13 protein-coding genes and 2 pseudogenes are annotated in these 17,815 nt (G+C 36.4%); 4 read left to right on the top strand and 11 right to left on the bottom strand.

Annotated elements, in window-relative coordinates:
• Positions 1-163 precede the first annotated feature (163 nt).
• The 6 genes from ACY2RT_RS06575 to trhO form a co-directional block, all read right to left on the bottom strand.
• The gene (locus ACY2RT_RS06575) at positions 164-820 is read right to left on the bottom strand and encodes a CoA transferase subunit B (protein ID WP_490155102.1); all 657 of its coding nucleotides are present in this window, start codon (positions 818-820) and stop codon (positions 164-166) included.
• Positions 820-1,521: a CoA transferase subunit A gene (locus tag ACY2RT_RS06570; RefSeq protein WP_490155101.1), complete on the bottom strand. Its 702-nt coding sequence runs from the start codon at positions 1,519-1,521 to the stop codon at positions 820-822. The genes ACY2RT_RS06575 and ACY2RT_RS06570 overlap by 1 nt, the downstream gene beginning before the upstream one ends.
• Positions 1,522-1,689: 168 nt before the next feature.
• Positions 1,690-4,008: a penicillin-binding protein 1A gene (locus ACY2RT_RS06565; RefSeq protein WP_490155100.1), complete on the bottom strand. Its 2,319-nt coding sequence runs from the start codon at positions 4,006-4,008 to the stop codon at positions 1,690-1,692.
• Between the two features lie 6 nt (positions 4,009-4,014).
• Entirely contained in the window at positions 4,015-4,503 is a 489-nt protein-coding gene (locus tag ACY2RT_RS06560; protein WP_490155099.1) for a gliding motility lipoprotein GldH, read from the bottom strand.
• Complete coding sequence (locus ACY2RT_RS06555; protein ID WP_490155098.1) at positions 4,496-5,668, bottom strand: PSP1 domain-containing protein; 1,173 nt, start codon at positions 5,666-5,668, stop codon at positions 4,496-4,498. Before ACY2RT_RS06555 ends, ACY2RT_RS06560 begins: the two co-directional genes overlap by 8 nt.
• Before the next feature lie 91 nt (positions 5,669-5,759).
• Complete coding sequence (gene trhO, locus ACY2RT_RS06550) at positions 5,760-6,791, bottom strand: oxygen-dependent tRNA uridine(34) hydroxylase TrhO (protein WP_490155097.1); 1,032 nt, start codon at positions 6,789-6,791, stop codon at positions 5,760-5,762.
• 201 nt (positions 6,792-6,992) lie between these two features.
• Between trhO and recA the strand changes: the two genes are divergently transcribed.
• The 3 genes from recA (at position 6,993) to ACY2RT_RS06535 (ending at position 10,207) form a co-directional block, all read left to right on the top strand.
• Positions 6,993-8,000 carry a recombinase RecA gene (recA, locus tag ACY2RT_RS06545; protein WP_490155096.1) on the top strand — a complete coding sequence of 336 codons (1,008 nt, stop codon included), beginning with the start codon at positions 6,993-6,995 and terminating at the stop codon, positions 7,998-8,000.
• Positions 8,001-8,115: 115 nt separating this feature from the next.
• Positions 8,116-8,649 (top strand): RNA polymerase sigma factor, encoded by a 534-nt coding sequence (locus tag ACY2RT_RS06540; RefSeq protein ID WP_490155397.1) that lies wholly within the window; start codon positions 8,116-8,118, stop codon positions 8,647-8,649.
• Between the two features lie 7 nt (positions 8,650-8,656).
• A complete protein-coding gene (locus tag ACY2RT_RS06535) occupies positions 8,657-10,207 on the top strand; it encodes an outer membrane beta-barrel protein (protein WP_490155095.1) in 1,551 nt (516 codons plus the stop codon).
• Positions 10,208-10,290: 83 nt separating this feature from the next.
• Here ACY2RT_RS06535 and ACY2RT_RS06530 read toward each other — a convergent pair whose 3' ends face one another.
• A complete protein-coding gene (locus ACY2RT_RS06530; RefSeq protein ID WP_490155094.1) occupies positions 10,291-11,037 on the bottom strand; it encodes a lysophospholipid acyltransferase family protein in 747 nt (248 codons plus the stop codon).
• Between the two features lie 71 nt (positions 11,038-11,108).
• Here ACY2RT_RS06530 and trpS point away from each other — a divergent pair, with 71 nt between their 5' ends.
• Positions 11,109-12,077 (top strand): tryptophan--tRNA ligase, encoded by a 969-nt coding sequence (gene trpS / locus ACY2RT_RS06525; RefSeq protein WP_490155093.1) that lies wholly within the window; start codon positions 11,109-11,111, stop codon positions 12,075-12,077.
• Here trpS and ACY2RT_RS06520 read toward each other — a convergent pair.
• From ACY2RT_RS06520 to ACY2RT_RS06505, 4 genes and pseudogenes are all read right to left on the bottom strand, one after another.
• A pseudogene (locus ACY2RT_RS06520) lies at positions 12,074-12,673 on the bottom strand (DNA-processing protein DprA); the annotation flags it as partial. The gene trpS and the pseudogene ACY2RT_RS06520 overlap by 4 nt on opposite strands.
• A 668-nt stretch (positions 12,674-13,341) precedes the next feature.
• Positions 13,342-14,151 (bottom strand): annotated as a pseudogene (locus ACY2RT_RS06515) (recombinase family protein); the annotation flags it as partial.
• 70 nt (positions 14,152-14,221) lie between these two features.
• On the bottom strand, positions 14,222-17,218 hold the full coding sequence (locus ACY2RT_RS06510) for a type IV secretory system conjugative DNA transfer family protein (RefSeq protein WP_490155092.1): 2,997 nt from the start codon (positions 17,216-17,218) through the stop codon (positions 14,222-14,224).
• 9 nt (positions 17,219-17,227) lie between these two features.
• Positions 17,228-17,806 (bottom strand): hypothetical protein, encoded by a 579-nt coding sequence (locus ACY2RT_RS06505; RefSeq protein WP_490155091.1) that lies wholly within the window; start codon positions 17,804-17,806, stop codon positions 17,228-17,230.
• Positions 17,807-17,815: the final 9 nt, after the last annotated feature.

Raw genomic sequence — 17,815 nt, 5'->3', positions numbered from 1 at the left:
AATATGTGAACATTTTTTATAAATCAACGATAAAATGCATTAATATTCGATAAAATGCATATATATTTAACATTTATCAAATATTTTTAAGTCTTTTCCTACAATTGAGAAATAAAAAAGCCAATGTGATAACATTGGCCAAAAGTTATTTATAGCGTATAAATTACAAGTTCATTTCAGGAATATTGCCTTCAAAAATCAAATCTCCTTCTGTTGCAGCTTCAATTTCTTCAATTGAAACTCCAGGGGCTCTTTCCAGTAATTTGAATTTACCATCTACTATTTCTAATACAGCCAGATTAGTAACAATCTTTTTTACGCAGTTAACACCTGTTAAAGGGAGGCTGCATTTTTTTAATAGTTTAGATTCACCTGCCCTGTTGGTATGCATCATAGCAACAATAATATTTTCGGCCGAAGCCACCAGATCCATTGCTCCTCCCATACCTTTTACCATTTTTCCCGGAATTTTCCAATTTGCTATGTCCCCGTTTTGTGCAACTTCCATAGCTCCCAAAATGGTTAGATCCACATGCTGTCCTCTGATCATTGAAAAGCTAGTAGCCGAATCAAAAAAGGAGGCCCCCGGTAATGCTGTAATAGTTTGTTTCCCAGCATTAATAAGGTCCGGGTCTTCTTCACCTTCATAAGGAAAAGGTCCCATCCCTAATACGCCATTCTCACTTTGAAATTCAACTTCTATATCATTACGTACAAAATTGGCTACCAAGGTTGGAATTCCAATTCCTAAATTTACATAATACCCGTTTTTTACTTCCTTTGCTATACGTTGTGCTATTTGTTCTTTTGATAAGCTCATTAGTCTCTCTTTCTTACAGTTAGTTGCTCAATTCTTTTTTCGTAGGCAGCGCCTTTAAAAATTCGTTGCACAAATATTCCCGGAATATGTATATGATTGGGATCCAACGTTCCAACAGGGACTAATTCTTCTACCTCAGCGACTGTAATGTTTGCTGCTCCACACATATTAGGGTTAAAATTTCTTGCAGTTCCTTTAAAAATCAGGTTTCCTGCTTCATCTCCTTTCCACGCTTTTACAAAGGCAAAATCTGCTTTAAATGCTTTTTCCATAATATGCATTTTACCATTGAACTCACGTGATTCTTTGCCTTCGGCTACTTCTGTTCCATATCCCGCAGGAGTATAGAATGCAGGTATTCCACTTTGGGCAGCCTTACATCGTTGCGCCAAAGTTCCCTGCGGAATTAACTCAACCTCTAATTCACCACTAAGCATCTGCCTTTCAAACTCTGCATTTTCTCCTACATACGAAGAAATCATTTTTTTTATCTGACGTTTCTGAAGTAACAGCCCTAATCCAAAATCATCTACACCTGCATTATTAGAAATACAGGTAACATCCTTTACATTTAAAGTTACCAGTTCGGCAATTGCATTTTCGGGTATCCCACTTAATCCAAAACCTCCCAACATAAATGTCATCCCGTCTTTTACTCCTTTACAAGCTTCGGAAACATTTGAAACCGTTTTATTGATCATATTTTTATATTTTCTGAATAACAACCTTCAACTTTATCAAAGGCTAATTATGAATACGTATTTAATTTCATAAAAATACTGAAATTGCTTTAAATTTACTTCCGAAGCTGTCTTCCTTTTACAAAAAAACCCGAATTAAAATTCGGGTTTTTTCATTTTATCTGTCTCCTAAAAGTCCAATTCGTCCGGAATCTCTTCTATATCTTGATTTCCTTCTTTAAATTCGCTACAATCTGTTACAATAGAAAGTTTGTCCGGTTTTTTAAAACTATCTTTAGAAATACCCAGGTCTTCATTTTCATAGCATTTTTTCATATAAATAGCCCAAACAGGTAAAGCCATTGTTGCGCCTTGTCCGTATGTAGTGGTTCCAAAATGAGTTGCCCTATCTTCACCTCCAACCCATACTCCTGTTACCAGATTCGGAACAATCCCCATAAACCAACCATCACTATTATTTTGCGTTGTTCCTGTTTTTCCGGCAATTGGGTTTTTGAAATCATACGGATATCCTGTCACCACATCTTTATATAGATGCCCTGTGCGCCAGGTTCCTCGCAATCTGCTACCGGAACCAGATTCTACCACTCCTTCCATTAAACTTACAGTTACATAAGCACTCTCATTACTTATTACATCTTTTGTTTCGGGTACATTTTGAAACAAAACAGTTCCGTTTTTATCTTCTATCCTTGAAATTAAAGTAGGTTTAACAAACACCCCTTCATTTGCAAACGTACTATAAGCGCCTACCATTTCATACAATGAAACGTCCGGAGTCCCTAAAGCAATAGAAGGTGCTTCCGGCATTTCACTAGTGTTGACACCCATCTTTTTTACTAAATCTATTACCGGTCTTGGCCCTACACGATCTATTAAACGTGCTGTTACCGTATTAACTGAATTGGCCAATGCATTTTTAAGTGTTAGCATCCCACCGTATTTACCTCCTGAATTCTTTGGTGTCCAAGGTTCCAATAATCCATATTTTCCTTCGGGGATTGTATATTGAGTGTTTGGCAGAGTATCACAAGGAGACATATGCATCTGGTCAATAACCGTTGCATATACAAATGGTTTAAAGGTAGATCCTATCTGGCGTTTCCCCTTTTTGACCATATCATATTTAAAGTGTTTATAATTGATCCCTCCAACCCAGGCTTTCACTTCTCCGGTTTGTGGGGTCATTGACATTAAAGAAGCCTGAAGTATGGATTTATAATATCTAATGGAATCCAAAGGCGTCATTATAGTATCAATAGAATTATTCTCTGCTGTCCATGAAAAAATACGCATCGAAGTCTTTTTATTGAAACTCTTTATAATGTCTGCTTCACTCTTACCTTGTTTTTCTAATTCCCGCCAACGGTCACTTCTTCTCATGGAAGTCTTTATGATCCCATCTATTTCTTCTTTAGTAATATCCCTAAACGGAGCGGTTTTATTCTTCTTATTTTGACTGTCAAATTCTTTTTGAAGGTTTGCAAGATGAAGATCGACTGCTTCTTCGGCATATTCCTGCATTTTTGAATCTATGGTGGTGTATACTTTTAAGCCATCGCTATAAATATCATATTCACTTCCATCACTTTTAGGGTTTTCTTTAATCCAATCTGCCATGAATGCACGTGCATATTCTCTAAAATAGGTGGCAATCCCTTCATCATGGCCTTGTGGCGTATATTTAATGTCCAATGGAAGGGCTTGTAGAGAGTCCTTAACTGTTTCAGAAATAAAATCATACTTTGCCATTTGTGCCAGCACAACATTTCGCCGGTTTCGAACTCCTTCGGGGTTACGTCTTGGATTGTATAAAGATGAATTTTTAAACATCCCAACTAATACTGCTGCTTCTACTGTTGTTAACTGAGACGGTTCCTTATCAAAATATATATTGGAGGCAGATTCTATTCCTACAGCCTGATTGAGAAAATCGTATTCGTTAAAATACATTGTAATGATTTCTTCTTTGGTATATCGACGTTCCAAACGAATGGCAATAATCCACTCCTTTATTTTTTGTACAGCTCTCTGTAGTTTGTTTCGTGAAACCTGTTCTGTGAAAAAAAGTTTTGCCAGTTGTTGAGAGATCGTACTGGCACCTCCTTTTGACCCTAAAAAAACAAAGGCTCTAACGGTTCCTTTAGCATCAATTCCGGAATGATCATAAAACCTGACATCTTCGGTTGCGATCAATGCTTTTACGAGATGATCCGGTAATTCTTCATATTGAACTGGTGTTCTATTTTCCTGATAAAACTTACCAATTACTCTCCCGTCAGAAGCGATGATCTCTGTTGCTAAGTTCTTTTCGGGATTTTCAAGGCTGGTTTCATCCGGAAGGCTCCCAAAAACACCCCAGGAAGCCAACAAAAATATTAAAAGTATAAGACCAATAAACCCCCCGAAAAATTTCCAAAATGTTTTTACATTTCGTTTTATATCATCTTGAGGAGCGGTCTTTTTCTTAACTCTTTTTTGTTTCATAATACGCTACTGTTGTAAAACTTCTTCGATACTGTATCCTACATCTGTAATGCCTTCTAGTTGGGTAACGCCATCTACATCGCCGTTATTGCGAACTGCCTGTGTTATAGTTATGTTATAATTTCCTTCTTCAAAAAAAGAAACATTTTCCTTATACCATAATTTATTTTCTTTTATACTTCCAATTCCTTGTCCTATCCATGATCCGTCCGGGTTTGCCATTCTATATTCTAAAGTGTCAACTACCGTTTTTCCTTTCGGAAAGTTCATAGATACAATTAAAAAAAGATTATTGTATGGATATTCATTGCTATTGCGAATATGTAAAAAAACATTGTACTTTTTCAATGAATCCATTTTCGGTATTGTAAATTCAATCTCATCATTCTTATCCCAATAGCCTCCTGATAAGCTTTTACTTTCACTGGCAACTGTATTAGAATCACAGGATACTAATCCCACAAAAAGCAGTATAGTTGTGATAACCCTATGCATTTTTTTGCGAATTTCGGTTTCTATTTCTGGACTGGTTTTGTTTTTTGTTCCTTCTTTTATTGCGACGGCGCTTAGGCTTGTCAAAGCGAGTCAGGCTATCTTGCCCAACTACATTACTAAAAATTTCTTCCTCAGGCTTTTCAATTTCAACAGTAAATTCTTCAAGGCTTACTGCTTTTTTTCCTTTTTTATTTAACGCAATGATCTCGTTTACCTTATCAACATCTAATGGATACCAGTTCATCCCTTCATTTTCATAGGAATACCAAAGCATTCTTTTAAAAATGTCGGATTTTTGACAAATAGCTACTCCTTTTTCTGTTAAAAGTTTTATGTCACTCTTTGGAAATTCGTCCAGGGCTTCTAAATATGTGTCCAGTTCATAATTGAGGCAACATTTTAATTTTCCACATTGCCCTGCTAATTTTTGAGGGTTCAATGATAATTGCTGAAAGCGAGCCGCAGCTGTATTTACAGACCTGAAATCTGTCAACCATGTAGAACAACACAATTCTCTCCCACAAGAACCAATACCTCCCAGACGAGCTGCTTCCTGACGGAAGCCAACTTGTTTCATTTCAATACGAGTACTAAAAGCCCTTGCAAAATCTTTGATCAATTCTCTAAAATCAACCCGTTCTTCTGCTGTATAATAAAAAATTACTTTGGAAGCATCCCCCTGGTATTCGACATCAGAAATCTTCATTTGCAGTCCCAAACGTATCGCAATTTCACGCGAACGTTTCTGAACTTCACTCTCTTTATCACGTACTCTTTGCCAAACGTCAATGTCTTTTTGCGTGGCTTTTCTATAAATTTTTAGGAGTTCTTTTATATTGCTGCTTTCCTTTTTCTTTTTCATTTGCACTCGCACCAATTCTCCTGTTAGTGTTACCATACCAATATCATGGCCATTGGCAGCTTCGGTAGCAACTATATCCCCTATACTTAAAGAAATTTTTTCAGGATTTTGATAAAAGTGTTTTCTTCCGTTTTTAAAACGCACCTCAACCGCATTAAACGGTTCTTGGTTTCCGGGAAGTGACATATTGGAAAGCCAATCGAATACCGTCAATTTATTACAGCCATCAGTTCCGCAAGTTCCATTATTCTTGCATCCCTTTGGCTGTCCGTTGGCACTCGTGGCACAGCTTGTACAGCCCATATTCTTTATATATAGCTCTTTTTCAAAAGAAAAAGAGACGTAGATTAAACGTTGTCTTAAGCGAGTAAAGATACCAATTTATTACAGAACCTTACTTTTTGAATTTTAGTTTTTCTGAACGTCCTTTTTTGAAGATTTTATTGCTATTAGGGATACCCTGCCGGAGTTTCTTCTGTTCCTCATACGGAAGGTGAATAATCTCCTGACATTCTGTTGAACAGCAGTTTTCCATTTTTGAAGCACACTCCTCACATTGAATAAACAGTAAATGACATGCTTCGTTCTCACAATTTACATGTGTATCACAAGGAATCCCACATTGATGGCAATTTGCAATAACATCTTCGGTAATACGCTCTCCCCGGCGATGGTCAAAAACGAAATTCTTCCCGATAAATTTATTTTCAAGCCCCTTATTTTTTACCTGTCGTGCATATTCAATAATTCCGCCTTCCAGCTGGTATACTTGTTTAAATCCTTTGTGTTTATAGTAAGCACTGGCTTTTTCGCAGCGAATTCCTCCGGTACAGTACATCACCAATTTTTTATCTTCTTTGTGGTCTTTAAGATCTTCTTCAATAATATCCAGCGAATCACGGAAGGTATCAACGTCTGGAGTTATAGCTCCCTGAAAATGTCCAATTTCACTTTCGTAATGGTTGCGCATATCAACCAAAATAGTATTAGGGTCTTCAATTAATTCATTAAACTTTGAGGCATTCACATGAATGCCTTTGTTACGCACATCAAAGGTTTTGTCATTCAGGCCATCCGCGACAATTTTGTTACGTACTTTAACTTTCAATTTCAAAAAAGACTTCATGTTTTGTTCAACAGCAATGTTGAGCCGGACATCTTTCAGAAAATATATCCCGTCGAGAAATGCTTTGAAATCGGTAAATTTTTTTGCAGGAATAGAGAGCTGTGCATTAATCCCTTCATGGGCAACATAAATACGGCCCAGAACATTAAATTCATCCCAGGCAACAAACAAATGGTTTCGAAAAAGTTGCGGATTGCCAATTTTGGCATATTGATAAAAAGAAAGAGTTAACCGATCTTCTCCGGCCTGCTCCAATAAAGCTTCCCTCTCTTTTGCACTTAAGGTGTTGTACAGTTGCATGCTATACTTTATTTAGTGAAAAAAGGTGATTGTAATAAATTATAGTTGCAAAAATATCATTTTCCGGGATGTTAACAAAAAAGTAATGAAGAGGGTTTTTCCTTTTGGGGTAAATGCAAAGAAATAGTACCTTAGCCTATTAGTCACCAAAGCATTTATGCGGGAGTGAAATTATATTATTTACCATCAATTTTTGAATACATGAGCAACGAAAAAGACGCAAAACTAAAAGCTTTAAAGCTTACTTTAGATAAATTAGACAAAACCTACGGAAAAGGAACTGTCATGAAAATGGGGGATACAATTGTTCAGGAAGTCGACGTTATTCCTACCGGTTCTTTGGGGCTGGATGTAGCCCTGGGCGTAGGAGGTTATCCCAGAGGGCGTGTCATAGAGATATATGGCCCCGAATCATCAGGAAAAACAACTTTAACTTTACATGCGATTGCAGAAGCTCAAAAAAAAGGAGGTATTGCTGCATTTATTGATGCTGAACATGCTTTTGATCGCTACTATGCTGAAAACCTTGGAGTAGATATTGAAAATCTTATCATATCACAACCCGATAATGGAGAGCAAGCTCTGGAAATTACGGATAATTTAATTCGTAGCGGTGCTATTGATATCATTGTAATTGACTCTGTTGCTGCACTAACACCCAAAAGTGAAATTGAGGGTGAAATGGGGGACAGTAAGATGGGCTTACATGCTAGATTAATGTCGCAGGCTCTTAGAAAATTAACAGGCTCGATTAGTAAGACCAATTGCACCGTTATTTTTATTAACCAATTACGTGAAAAAATTGGGGTAATGTTTGGAAACCCTGAAACAACAACAGGGGGAAATGCATTGAAATTCTATGCTTCTGTACGATTAGACATACGACGCTCTACTCAAATTAAAGACACAGATAGTAATGTAAAAGGTAATAAAACACGTGTTAAAGTGGTCAAGAACAAAGTGGCTCCTCCATTTAAAACGGCTGAGTTTGATATTATGTATGGGGCCGGTATTTCCAAAGTTGGGGAAATTATAGATCTGGGCGTTGATTTTGAGATCATCAAAAAAAGTGGTTCATGGTTTAGTTATGATGATACTAAGCTAGGTCAAGGCCGGGATGCCGTAAAAACTCTTTTAATGGACAACCCGGAACTCATGGAGGAACTGGAGCAAAAAATTAAAGATGCAATCGCCCTGATTAACCAATAATTTTTGGCCGCTCACGCAACCCTTTTAATATAATGGTATCTACTTAACGTAGAACCCGAAGGTATTATGGTTGGCGCTAAAAACAGTGTATAATGCTAATAATTTGGGACTACTTTTGACTTTAGACGAGCTCATATTACAATGTAAGAAGCAGAGTGCTAAGGCGCAAGGAGAATTGTACAAGCGTTATTCAAGTACGCTTTTTTCCATTTGCCTGAAGTATTCGCCTAATTATGCAGAAGCAGAAGATAGCTTGCAAGATGCTTTTCTTACTATTTTCAAAAAAATAGAGCAGTTTAAAGACAAAGGTTCTTTTGAAGGCTGGATGAAACGAATTACTGTCAATACTGTTCTTCAAAAATACCGAAAACAACGTGTTTTTGACATTGTAAAAGAAGAACATTTAGAAGATGGGGATGAAGAAATAGAGGATACTAACATTCCATTGGATTTTTTACTGAAGATAATTCAGGAACTTCCACATCGGTATAGGTTAGTTTTTACTATGTATGTGATGGATGGTTATTCGCATAAAGAGATTGCTGAAATGTTAGGAATCTCAGATGGAACGTCTAAATCTAATTTAGCACGGGCACGAGGAATTTTGAAAACTAAAATTGAAAACTATAACACCGCAACTAAGGCATAATTGCTAAATGAAAGAAAAAAAGCATATAGATGAGCTTTTTAAAGATCGCTTCAAAAACTTTGAGGCCTCCCCATCTCCTCAGGTCTGGGATAATATTCAGGCAAAATTAAAAGAGGACAAAGAGGATCGCAAGGTAATTCCACTATGGTGGAAATTAGGAGGCGTTGCTGCTCTTTTGGCACTTTTACTCACCATTGGCAATACAGTATTTAATCCATTTGACACTACAACTGATATTACTACTAAAGATAAAACACTTCCGGAAGATACAGAGACCACTAACGATTTGTTTACTAAAGAAGTTCTGAATACAGAAGTAGCCACTCAAAAAAATGAAGTTGATTCCAATAAAGATGCTTCAGAGAAAGATGCTTCAGACACACAAAAGACAAAAGACAAAATCTATAAAAAGGCAAATACTACTAAAAATGCCATAGCTACATCTCCTTCTTCACAGAAAAATGCTATTAAGAAAGTGAAAGCAGATAATACAAATCCTTTCATAGAGAAAGATGCTTCTACTATTTCAACAAAAGAAAAAGAAGCAATGGCAATTAATACTGAAAAGGAATCTGTTTCAGAAAAAAAGATATCAGATAAGAATGATGACATCATCAATAAAGAGAATCTTATTAAAAAGGAAATTGGCATTAAGGAAACTACAAAGATTGAAGTAGCAGAAGAAAATAACATTAAAAAAGAGACAAATAGTACGGATACTCAAAACACTGAAACTGTCAAAAAGGAAGATGAGGCTAAAAAGCGTTCTATTTTGGATGCTATTAACGAAAAAAATGAAGTGGACGCTGTTGCCAAAACAACTAATATCCCTGAAGATCGTTGGGATGTTGCACCTAACTTCGCCCCTGTTTATTACAATAGCATAAGTGAAGGTTCGTCTATTGACCCTTCATTTGCAGATAATGGTCAAAGTGGAGATGTAAATTTTAGTTATGGTGTTCAGGTAAGCTATAACATTAATGATCGCTTAAGCGTACGTAGTGGTGTTAGTAATGTAGACCTTAGTTATTCTACAACCGGTCTTGAATTAGGTACCGCACCGGTCTCTGCCGCACTTACATCTATTAATTACGGGGATAGACAATCTGTTGTTACTGCCCTTGATAAAGGAACACTTGCAGCACAAGCTTCTGCAGGTAATCCCTTAGATAATATTACTCCAAAATCTACTCAGGGAGAGGTAGAGCTTATTCAAAGCATTAATTATTATGAAATTCCTTTAGAGCTTAAATATGCCTTACTCAATAATAAGTTTGGTGTAAATGTCATTGGAGGATTTAGCACATTATTTTTAGGAAACAATGAAGTTTCTGTCCAGGCCGGTGATTTTAGAGATGTATTGGGTGAAGCCAACAATCTATCTTCCATAAGTTTTACCACTAATGTTGGTTTGGGCTTCGATTATAAAATTAGTAAAAAACTGAAGTTTAATATTGAGCCTATGTTTAAATACCAGCTCAATCCTTATACAGATACATCTGTAAACTTTAAGCCTTATTATGTAGGGATTTATAGCGGATTGAGTTTTAAGTTTTAGGTTAGTTTTTTAGTTGGTTGGGTTTGGCTTATACCAGACAATGATGACAGAAAAAACCGTTCTTCGCCATAGGACGGTTTTTTTTATACCGTTGGATTTTCCAGTTCTTGCAGTATAATTTCACGGGTTTGGTTTTTAAGCATTTTTCTGTCCTCTATTTCCAAAATACCCGTTGGGATTATCTCATGTACCTTCACCCGCATTTCTCCGGGACTGGCATAGGTTGATGTAAAACTATATGAAAACCGTTTTCGGTTATCGTGAAACGTCATAGGGGCGATAGGTATGTGGTGTTCTATAGCCAATCGAAAAGCACCGTCTTTAAATTCATCCAGAATAATGCTTTCATCTCCGGGAATGCCTCCTTCAGGAAAAATACAAACACTCAAGCCCAGGTTAAGTTTTCTCTGGGCGCTATCAAAAACATCACGACGGCTCTTAAAGCTATTTCTGTCTACCATAATACAAGTCCGCTTATAAAAAAAGCCAAATAGCGGAATCTTTTCCAATTCTTTTTTCCCTACAAAAACAAAGGGATTTTTAGTAACATATAACATTAACATAATGTCTGTCATTGAAGTATGGTTGGCGACAAACATATAGCTGCTGCCTTTTTGGTATTGAACCTCTCTTTTAATTCTGGGAATAAACCCCATACCAAATAAAATAAAAGCTGCCCAAAATCGAGCCAGCTTAAAAAAGAAAGGATACCATTTCTCCTTTAAAATGCTAATGATAAGTATAGGGAACAAAAGTACAATAGGGAATGCTACTAATATATAAAACCATGTTCTATACAGTACTATAAAAATGTAACGCAAGATTTTCATTAAGTTTCAAAAATAGTGATTTGAATAATGAGAATACACTAAAAAAAGTAACTTTGCCAAAAAACAGACCTATGTCCAGAATACTTACAGGCATACAAAGTACAGGCACCCCTCATCTGGGTAATATTTTGGGGGCTATTTTACCTGCTATAGAAATGGCTAATGACCCAAAGAATGATTCTTTTTTATTCATTGCAGATATGCATAGCTTAACGCAAATTAAGGATGCTGAAATACTTCGAAGTAATACTTATAGTACTGCTGCTGCCTGGCTTGCTTTTGGGCTAGATATAGAAAAGACCGTTTTTTACCGACAAAGCGATGTGCCACAAGTCACAGAACTCTCCTGGTATTTAAGTTGTTTTTTTCCCTACCAGCGCTTAACACTGGCACATTCTTTTAAAGATAAGGCAGATCGTTTGGAAGATGTAAATTCTGGTTTGTTTACCTATCCTATGCTTATGGCAGCTGATATCCTTCTATATGATGCTGAAATTGTTCCTGTTGGAAAAGATCAATTACAACATTTGGAAATGACCCGTGATGTTGCTTCTCGTTTTCATGCTCAAATGGGAGAGGTTTTTGTATTGCCCGAAGCTAAAGTACAAGAAGACACTATGCTCATCCCCGGAACCGATGGAGCTAAAATGAGTAAGTCTAAAAATAATATCATTAACATTTTTTTAAATGACAAACAGCTTCGGAAACAAATTATGACCATCGAAACTGACAGTACTCCTCTGGAAGCTCCTAAAAATCCGGATACTTGCAACGTATTCGCATTATACCAATTATTAGCCCTTCCTGATGCTATTTTACAAATGCGAAATAATTATGAAGCTGGCGGTTATGGCTATGGTCATGCAAAGCAAGCTTTATTCGAATTGATAATTGAGCGGTTTTCTGAAGAACGTACCCGTTATAATTACTATATGGAAAATCTTAATGAAGTAAATAAAGCTCTTGAAGTTGGGGCCTTAAAAGCCTCCAAAATAGCAAATGCAGTTTTAAGTCGAGTTAGAGAAAAGTTAGGGTACTAAATCAATTGAAAGAGTTTTCCCGGCAATGGTCTCACCACTCCTTTCATTTCCATATTCAATAAAATAGTTGCCACCTTAAAAGTGGGGATATTACATTCTAATGCAATGTTATCCAATCCTTCTTTCTCAATATTTTCAAGGTATCCATATACTACTTTTTCTTCATCGGTGAGCTCAACAAATAATTTTGTCTGTTGAGGTTTTGACATGTTTCTTTGAAGCTCCCAACCCATCATATAAATTACATCTGCGGCACTCGTTAATAAATGTGCCTGCTGAGATTTTATGAGGTTATTACAGCCCTGGCTTTGTAGATCTGTGGCTCTTCCGGGAACAGCAAATACATCCCTATTGTACGAATTGGCAATATCTGCAGTTACGAGGCTTCCTCCTTTTTCGGCAGATTCTATTACGATAGTAGCCTCACTTATTCCAGCAATAATCCGGTTTCGTTTTAAGAAATTACTGCGATCAAACGAGTCACAACTCCAAAATTCACTAATAAATCCCCCGTTTTCTTCAACTTTAGTAATATACTTTTTATGTCGTTTTGGGTAAATTTGGTTGAAACCATGTGCCAGACAGCCAATTGGTTGTGTTGCCCATTTGTTTCTAATTCAAAAAAAGGGGAGGAATTCTGATCTGGTAGTATTTTATAGAGGTTAATGGTAATGTCTTGATCTCCAATAATTATGTTTTCGGTAATGATTTCAATAATATTTCTCTTTTGTTGATGGGTTAGGGTATTCCATTTTTCATAGAGGTTTTTAGCTTCTTCAAGAATAAGTTGAGTAACATTTTCTTGACTTGAAAAGCCAGAAATCTCTCCCTCAATTTCAGCAATTGATTCTTGGAGTTGGGTTAATTGTTCATAGGGTTTCTTATGGTAGTCATTAAAGGCGGCTGTTTCGATCTGCCCTTGCTGATGAAGTTCCAATAGATTTTCAATCGCTTTATTAACTTTTCGCTTTTCTTTGTGTAGTGTTTCCAATTCTCTTTGTTTATCAGAAACGATAGTTTTTAGCTGACTGAAGTAACTTTCAACATTTTGTTGAGAAATGGTATAAGCTTGGAGTTCTGATTTGAATACTTCTTCTAGATCCTCTTTATGAATTCGGTTACCGCATTTCTCCATACAGATATAGTTCTTACTATTGTTTCGTGTAACCATCTTTCCACCACACGAGCAAAATACAAATCGGGTGAACAAATGAACTTTGGCGTTTAAAGGTTGAACGTATGCTTTTAATTGTTTTTGAATAATATGATTAACTGCATCCCAAGTTTTTTCCGAAACGATAGGTTCTACCTTATGAAAAACCCATTCCTCCTTTGGCTTTATCATTCGTTTTCCATTCTCCATTTTTGAATAGTTCATACGATGTAACCCTTTATACACAGGATCAGTAAGTATTCTTTGAATTGAGGCGTGCGAGAATTTACTTCCAAGACGTGTTCGGTATCCTTGCTTATTAAGTATTCGCGCTGTTGTTCTCTTTCGCTTGTTTTCTAAGAAGAGGTCATAGATGAGTTTACACACTGGAACCTCATCAGGCCGAATAATGAGCTTCTTATCAACATATTGATACCCTAATGGAGCTTGGCCTCCAACATGCTTTCCAAGCTGTGCTCTGGTCTTCACCGAGCTTGTAACACGATCTACAATCATCTCCCTTTCCCATTCGGCCATACTACTCATTTGTCTAAAGAAATGCCTTCCTATAGGTGTTGAAGTGTCAATGGACATATCCATGGAAATCAAATCGGCATTACAGTGTCTAAATATTTCGGAGATTTCAATAAGTTCTTTGGTATTTCTTGCAAGTCTGGCAATTTTGGAAAAAACCAGACCGGTTATAGTACCACTTCGGATATCGTGAAGCATACGTTTTGTTTCGGGATACTTCATAATAGATTTACCGCTCATGGCTTCAAGGCGGTAGACTTTCTTTACGTTCCAGTCTCGTGATTGAGCGAAATTTTTTGCTCGAACTTCATGGTGGACATGGCTCTCGGTTTCAACTTGTTTTACATCGGAAACCCGCACCCAAATCCCAACATCTTTTTTCTTCATAACTTACTGATATTTAACATTAAAGATACGAAATATAGAGCGTTATAACAAGCTGTAAGGCCCGTATTTATCAATGATTTGGGCGATTTGGATTACGCCCTTTGAGCCTTGATAGCACTATATTTCGTAACAGTTCATTTTTTTCTTTGGCACTAGAAGAATCTATGTCTTTATGGTTTGACTTAATTCGGTATCCACGTATTTTTTTAGTGTTTGATGGTTGTCTTACTGATAGGGAGTCCAAGAGAGCAGGAAGTTCAAGCGGAGTTATGTACTGGACGAATTCTCTTTGTTCCTTCTCAATAACTTGATTAGCCCGTAGACTAATATTTTTTAGGTGCACCATGCTTTCTGAGAGCATATAAATATGTGTGTATCCGGCATTAATACATTTCATAATATTCTGCACTTCGTATTCTAGTGTATTAGTAACCGAGATTTCAACTGCAATACTGATGTCGTCTCTCCTCAATCCGATATCAACACGGCCTCCATTCTCGGTTACTTCTTCTATAGTAGCTTTAAAATTGCGTTGTGTTGCAAGTGCTCTGACGTAGTTTTGCAAGCTCTTGTGCTTACGAATTTCTTCAGCTTCCCTCGTTTGTTCTAGAAATTTTTCCTTTTGCTTATCAAGAGATTCATGAGGAGTTTGAATTTGATTTTCTCTAAAACTTGTTTCTTCAATGGGCCCAATATTCATTATAGGTAGTAAAGTATCTAAGAGTGATTGCACTTCCGAGAGTGGTTTTCCATATTGTTTTCTTGTATTTGATATAATGCTCTTCTTTATACTCCTTGAGATTGAAGAATCAATAGGTTTTAGAGGAAATGTTGAAATGTTAAAGTCATTAGAGCTACGTCCAATCCGCATAATAGCTTCACCAATACCGAGGCTTTGGAGATCATCATGTTCAAAGAATGAAAATCCATTTGATAACCGTTTTGCATCATAGTCCCCTAGACGGAAACAAATACGGGTATGTGGATTTGAAATTACTGAGTTCAAGACATTGGTTTCTTCTATTTGAGCAAGCTCTTGATGAGCTAAAATTAGACCAAGACCATACTTCCTGGCGCCACTTAAAATTGAAGTGATTGAGGGCGTAATAAAGTTGTGAAACTCATCTAGATAAATATAGTAGGGGTGTCGTTTTTCTTTTAGAAGAGATTGTCTTCCTTGTGCAACTTGGTTGAGTTTTGAAATAAAGAGTGAGCCGAGAAGGTAACTGTTTTCTTGGCCAATAAATCCTTGAGATAATTTAATAAGTATAATCTTCTTTTGTTCAATACAGGTATTAAAATCAATTCCTTTTTGCTGTGCCATCATGTAGCGGATGGGTTTTGGACGAAGAAAGGTATCAATGCGTGTCAATAAAGGAGATATCCCTTTTTTCATTAAAGGGTACTCATTTTGCCAATAGTAATGGATTGACCTATCACTGACTGTTAATAAAAACTGTTTTCTAAAATTATCCTCTAAGAGAAACCGCTTCAGTTCGATGAGGGTTCCTCCTTTTTCGCTTTCAAGAAAGGTGTTAATGGCATTAGAGAGGACAGCGGTCATATTGTCCCCCCAAGCTGTAGCATGACGTTTAAATACAGAAACCAAATCTGATGACAGTACAATTTTCTCTACCTCAGTTGTTGCTGATAGTAAGTTGAACCCTATAGGATACTCAGTATCTGAAGGATCAATAATAACAACATCGTCTTTCTTGTTTTCCGGTATTCGAGCTAATATATCGTCAACTATATCACCGTGAGGGTCAAAGAGGACACAACCATTACCCTTTACAATATCTTCAAACATCATCTGGGCAATGAGCGTTGACTTACCAACACCCGTAACTCCAATGATATGGGTATGTCTGAGTCGAGATTTATCATTGATTGTTACTTCATTCTTAAGTCCATTGTGGTCATTAATTCCCCATACATACTTTTGATGTAAAAACTCAGATGGTATCACTTTGGTTTTACCTCCTTGTAAGCCAATTTTTGGTGATACTATGGATTTATTTGGATAGTGAACAAAATTTACTAATTCATTACTATTGAGTATCATTCCAAGACGATTACTCGTTCTGTGATATAGATTATAAAGATGATCTTCATACTCATATCCCTTGTTTGATAGAGGGATAAGTTTGTTATATTCAGAAGTTGAGATAGTTGAGATACTTTTTGAAATTTGGGTAGCAAGGTATTGGCTCTTTTCTTGTGTTTCTCCTTGTGTTGCGAGGCGAAAAACACAGCTAAAGAGTGGTGCAGAAACCTTATTCTTGGCACAATCAATCATCTCAGGGTTATTGGCAAAAAAACTTTCTCCCATACCATCAGATACAGCATAGGGTATATCTTTTGCCCAAGGAGAACTCACTCCTTTAAAAATGATTTGAAGTAGGACGGTATCATCGTGATGTAGGCTATCCATAGTAGCTACAATGGATGTTAAAGGATCTATATCCAATGATTTTGGGCTAACTAGAGGGCATGCAAATTCGTCATTGAGGCCAAAATCACATATAGCTATGGGACTACCTATGCTAAAATTCAAGTCTTTTGAAGAAATGTCCTTGATAATTATATGCCCAAAGTATGCGCGTAAATGTGACTCAATTCGTTGCTTGTCTTTATAGGAACATACTATTTGAAAAGTAATACCATCATGGGTGCCAAGTATTTCAAATGAGATAGGAGCTTCCGAGAATGAGAGCATATTGAGTAGTTCAGTTGAAATTATAGCAGAAATTTCTTCTCCTTTTGGAAGCACAAAGGAAAATCCTGAATCCAATTCTAAATAAGTGGGAGGGTTTGGAAGTATTTTTTTCGTGTTTTCATTTAGAGGTTTTTTAGGTGACTTCTTTTCAAAAAGCCCAATAAATTTTTCTAATAGATTAGGGACCTTTCCGTCATCCACATATGCCTCTGAAGAGCTCCATTTGTGGCTGAAGGGAACATATGGAGGTTCTAGTGATACTTGTGAGTCATAAAAATAATACCCACGTCCGCGATAATCCCACTCATAAAAATTGATTGTAGCTTGCTCCCGAGCAGATAAAACCATCTTCTACCATTATCTATTAAAAATATCATTGAGTAGAGGTTTTCGTTCATCTTCATCAAGAAAACGTACTCCTTTACTAATGGTTAATTCATCAAGGATTTCAAGAACACAGAGATGTGTGTATTTCATAAACATAGTTGCTGTATCAATCTTATAAAAAGTTACTGTGAATAGCTTCCGGTGAAGCCAAAAACCAATAAAAGGGATAAGAATAGTTACCCACTCCAAAAAAGAATATTTGTTAATTAGCCACCAAGAAATGAAAAAACCTTTGCCAAAGGGTGCGGCACAAATATCAAAATAGAATTCCTTATAGTAAATTCTCAGATAACGTCTCCGTGAAGAAAAAATATTTCCCTCCCTTAAACTTACGCTTTCAAAAGTTACATTTGATATGCCTTTCTTTTTAAGTTCTTCCATAAGTAATTTATAAAATTCTTGTGTTGAAAAAGAGAAGCCATCAAGCAATACATCCCACCGAGAGTGTAGATAAAATTTCCTGTTCAAAAGAAATAAATAATAAGTAGCAAAAATTAACAAGACAAACATCAAAAAGCTACCTCCAATAAGTTTTAAAATTTCCTCCATTTTTATTTA

The sequence above is a fragment of the Ulvibacter sp. 2210JD10-4 genome (assembly GCF_058148525.1).
The sequence above is the reverse complement of the archived record's forward strand: the minus strand, read 5'-3'. Positions and strand labels throughout refer to the sequence as shown.